The organism is Desulfonatronospira sp. MSAO_Bac3, from assembly GCF_003838035.1.
Lineage (GTDB): Bacteria > Desulfobacterota > Desulfovibrionia > Desulfovibrionales > Desulfonatronovibrionaceae > Desulfonatronospira > Desulfonatronospira thiodismutans.
Genome location: NZ_QYZY01000322.1, coordinates 1 through 2,718 on the forward strand (window position 1 = coordinate 1; position 2,718 = coordinate 2,718).

Annotated in this window: 3 protein-coding genes; all 3 read right to left on the bottom strand. The window is 54.2% G+C overall.

Annotation, left to right across the window (positions count from 1 at the left end; all coding sequences use genetic code 11):
- Nucleotides 1-173 precede the first annotated feature (173 nt).
- From D5S03_RS11270 to miaB, 3 genes are read right to left on the bottom strand one after another with little or no spacing between them, the layout of a single operon-like run.
- On the bottom strand, nucleotides 174-851 hold the full coding sequence (locus D5S03_RS11270; protein WP_287044057.1) for a histidinol phosphate phosphatase domain-containing protein: 678 nt from the start codon (nucleotides 849-851) through the stop codon (nucleotides 174-176).
- Between the two features lie 30 nt (nucleotides 852-881).
- Entirely contained in the window at nucleotides 882-1,379 is a 498-nt protein-coding gene (locus D5S03_RS11275) for a bifunctional nuclease family protein (protein WP_287044059.1), read from the bottom strand.
- The gene (gene miaB / locus D5S03_RS11280; RefSeq protein WP_287044061.1) at nucleotides 1,379-2,710 is read right to left on the bottom strand and encodes a tRNA (N6-isopentenyl adenosine(37)-C2)-methylthiotransferase MiaB; all 1,332 of its coding nucleotides are present in this window, start codon (nucleotides 2,708-2,710) and stop codon (nucleotides 1,379-1,381) included. Before miaB ends, D5S03_RS11275 begins: the two co-directional genes overlap by 1 nt.
- Between the last annotated feature and the right edge of the window lie 8 nt (nucleotides 2,711-2,718).

Genomic DNA, 2,718 nt, shown 5'->3' on the forward strand with positions numbered 1-2,718 from the left:
ACTGATATGCCGGCCCCGGTCAAAGCCAGCATGCACTCAGAACTGCGGATGGCTCCAGCTGCTTCCTGGTAGAGTTTTTCACTGTTGGACATATGTAATGCTGTTGCTTATGTTAATATCAAACATATAAAACCGGCCTGTGCATTTTTTTGCTCTGACAGGGTCAGAATCGCTCAATCCTGAGAAACGTCTGTCTTACTGGATTTTCTCAACCTGGACAAGAGATCCAGGGAATTCTGCTCCGCCTGTTCGTATTCCTGCATGTCCATGCCGGCACCCAGGGCGATTTTCTGCCGCATTTCCCGGCTTACCAGGTCCTCAGGGCCATGGGCGTCATTATTTATAACCAGCTTTGCCCCGTAGATCCTGGCCAGGTTGAGCACATGGCCGTTGGTGAGGCTGTGCCCCTTCCTGGTGGTGATTTCCAGGTAAACCCCTTTTTCCGCCGCCATCCGGACATCTTCCGGGGTAATCAGTCCCGGGTGAGCCAGGACATCAGCCCCGGCCCGGATGGCTGCATGATTGGTACCCTGGACCACCGGCTCCACGATGGTCTCCCCGTGGACCAGGACTATCTCGGCCCCCAGATCCCGGGCGTTTTTAACTACGGTTTCCATCAGGGGCGGAGGCACATGCGTCAACTCCACTCCCCCGAGAAGCTCAATCTCGGTATAAAGGCAGTAGTCTCTGACCACCTTTTGCTGGCTTTCAAGGATGTGCCGCAGATTGGAATCATCCACGTGATCGGTGAATGCCAGGCCGCGGTAGCCTGCCGCCCTGGCCCGTCTAGCAAGTTCCGCAGGTATCAGGCCACCGTCGCTGTAAACAGTATGCGTGTGCAGATCAATCATGTATTGCTCTCAAACCTTGTCCAGCCTTGTTCACATCTTGTATTTGGTATCATCCAGGTTGAATTTCTCCAGTATCTCAGCCCACTTCTTGCTCTCTTCATCATCCAGCACCACCTGGTAATCACCCTGCTGCTCCTTCATGATGTCTTCAAGTATCTGCTGGCGAACCATGATGGGAACCTTGGCCCTTACCGCCATGGCAATGGCGTCGGACGGCCGGCTGTCTATGCGCAGGACGTTTTCCTCCTGCTGCAGCACAATCACTGCATAGTAGGTTGATTCCTTGATCTCGGTCACCTCCACGTGCAGCAGATGGCCTCCCAGGTTATTCAATGTATCCAGGAAAAGGTCGTGGGTCATGGGCCTGGGCATGCTCATGCCCTTGAGGGGTATTGATATGGCCATGGCTTCCAGGGCCCCGATCCAGATGGGCAGAATATACTTGTCCTGTTCATCCTTTAATATGACCAGGGGCATGTTGGTCTTTTCGTCCATGGCCAGTCCGAATATTTCCATTTTGATAAGCATTAGATCACCTCTCCGCTCAGGGAATGTTTGTGGGCTCTGACAATGGTCACGCGGAGCACCTCTCCAGTGCAGTCCCGCTCCACGGGCAAATGCACGTGCACCAGTCTTCCACCAGGATCTCGGCCTGTCCAGGATACTGTATCAGGCGGCCCCTGTTTTTTGCTCCTGCCTTCCACGAGCACCAGTTCCTGTCTTCCCACACGACCGGCAAGTCTGTCCCGGGTCAATTCGCTTTGCAGCTGCTGAAGCCGGGCAAGCCTCTCTGTCTTTGTTTCATCGTCGATCTTGGGCTGCATGTCTGCTGCCCGAACTCCGGGACGATCCGAATATTTAAAGGAAAAACTGCTGTCAAAGCCGACCTTTTTCACAATGTCCATGGTATTTTCAAAATCGGCATCCGTCTCACCGGGAAAACCCACTATCAGGTCGGTGGTCAGAGAAATATCCGGACAACTGGACCTGAGCTTCTCAACGATGCGTAGGTAGTCGTCACTGTTGTACTTGCGCCCCATGGATGAAAGCACTTGGTCAGAGCCCGACTGCAGGGGCAGGTGAAGGTGCGGGCAAAGTGCGGGCAGTTCTCCGAAGGCCTGGATAACCTCCTCATCGATATCCTTGGGATGAGACGTGGTAAACCGGAGCCTTTCCAGGCCCGGCAATGCGGCCACGCTGCGAAGAAGTTCGGAAAAAGGTATATCCCTGCCTTCTTTGTCCTGGCCGAAACTGTTGACGTTTTGCCCCAGAAGTGTGATCTCCCTGCATCCCCGGGCAACCAGCCCGGCGCACTCCTGCAGAATTTCCCGGGAGGAACGCGACTTCTGCCGCCCCCTGGTATAAGGTACAATACAGTAGGCGCAGAAATTGTCGCAGCCCTGCATTATATTTACAAAAGCCTGGACCGGGGCCTTTTCCGGCTGGTATCCCTTTCTTTCCGGATAGTGATCCTGAAAGTCAAGCAGGCTGGTCTTCAGATGCCTGTCCTTGAGCAGCCTCTTGATTGCCTCCGGCACCATGACCAGGCCGTCCGTCCCGAACACCAGGCGTACAAAGGAAAACCTCTCCAGAAACCTCCTGCCCACCTGCTGGGCTACACATCCTCCCACCCCGGCGAAGACGTGCGGTTTTTCCCTGGTATACTCATACAGCCTGCCCAGCAGACTGTATATCTTTTGCTCCGGCTTTTCCCGCACACTGCAGGTATTTATGAGAAATATATCGGCTTCCTCCTCCCTGGAGCAGGGCTTAAGGCCCAGGGCCTGCAGAGCCTGATCCAGCCACAGGGAGTCGCTGACATTCATCTGGCAGCCGAACGTAAAGATATAATAATTCATACCTTAAG

Excerpts from the sequence above, each read along its gene's own strand:
- D5S03_RS11270 (WP_287044057.1), bottom strand. The coding sequence starts at position 851 with ATGATTGATCTGCACACGCATACTGTTTACAGCGACGGTGGCCTGATA.
- D5S03_RS11275 (WP_287044059.1), bottom strand. The coding sequence starts at position 1,379 with ATGCTTATCAAAATGGAAATATTCGGACTGGCCATGGACGAAAAGACC.
- miaB (WP_287044061.1), bottom strand. The coding sequence starts at position 2,710 with ATGAATTATTATATCTTTACGTTCGGCTGCCAGATGAATGTCAGCGAC.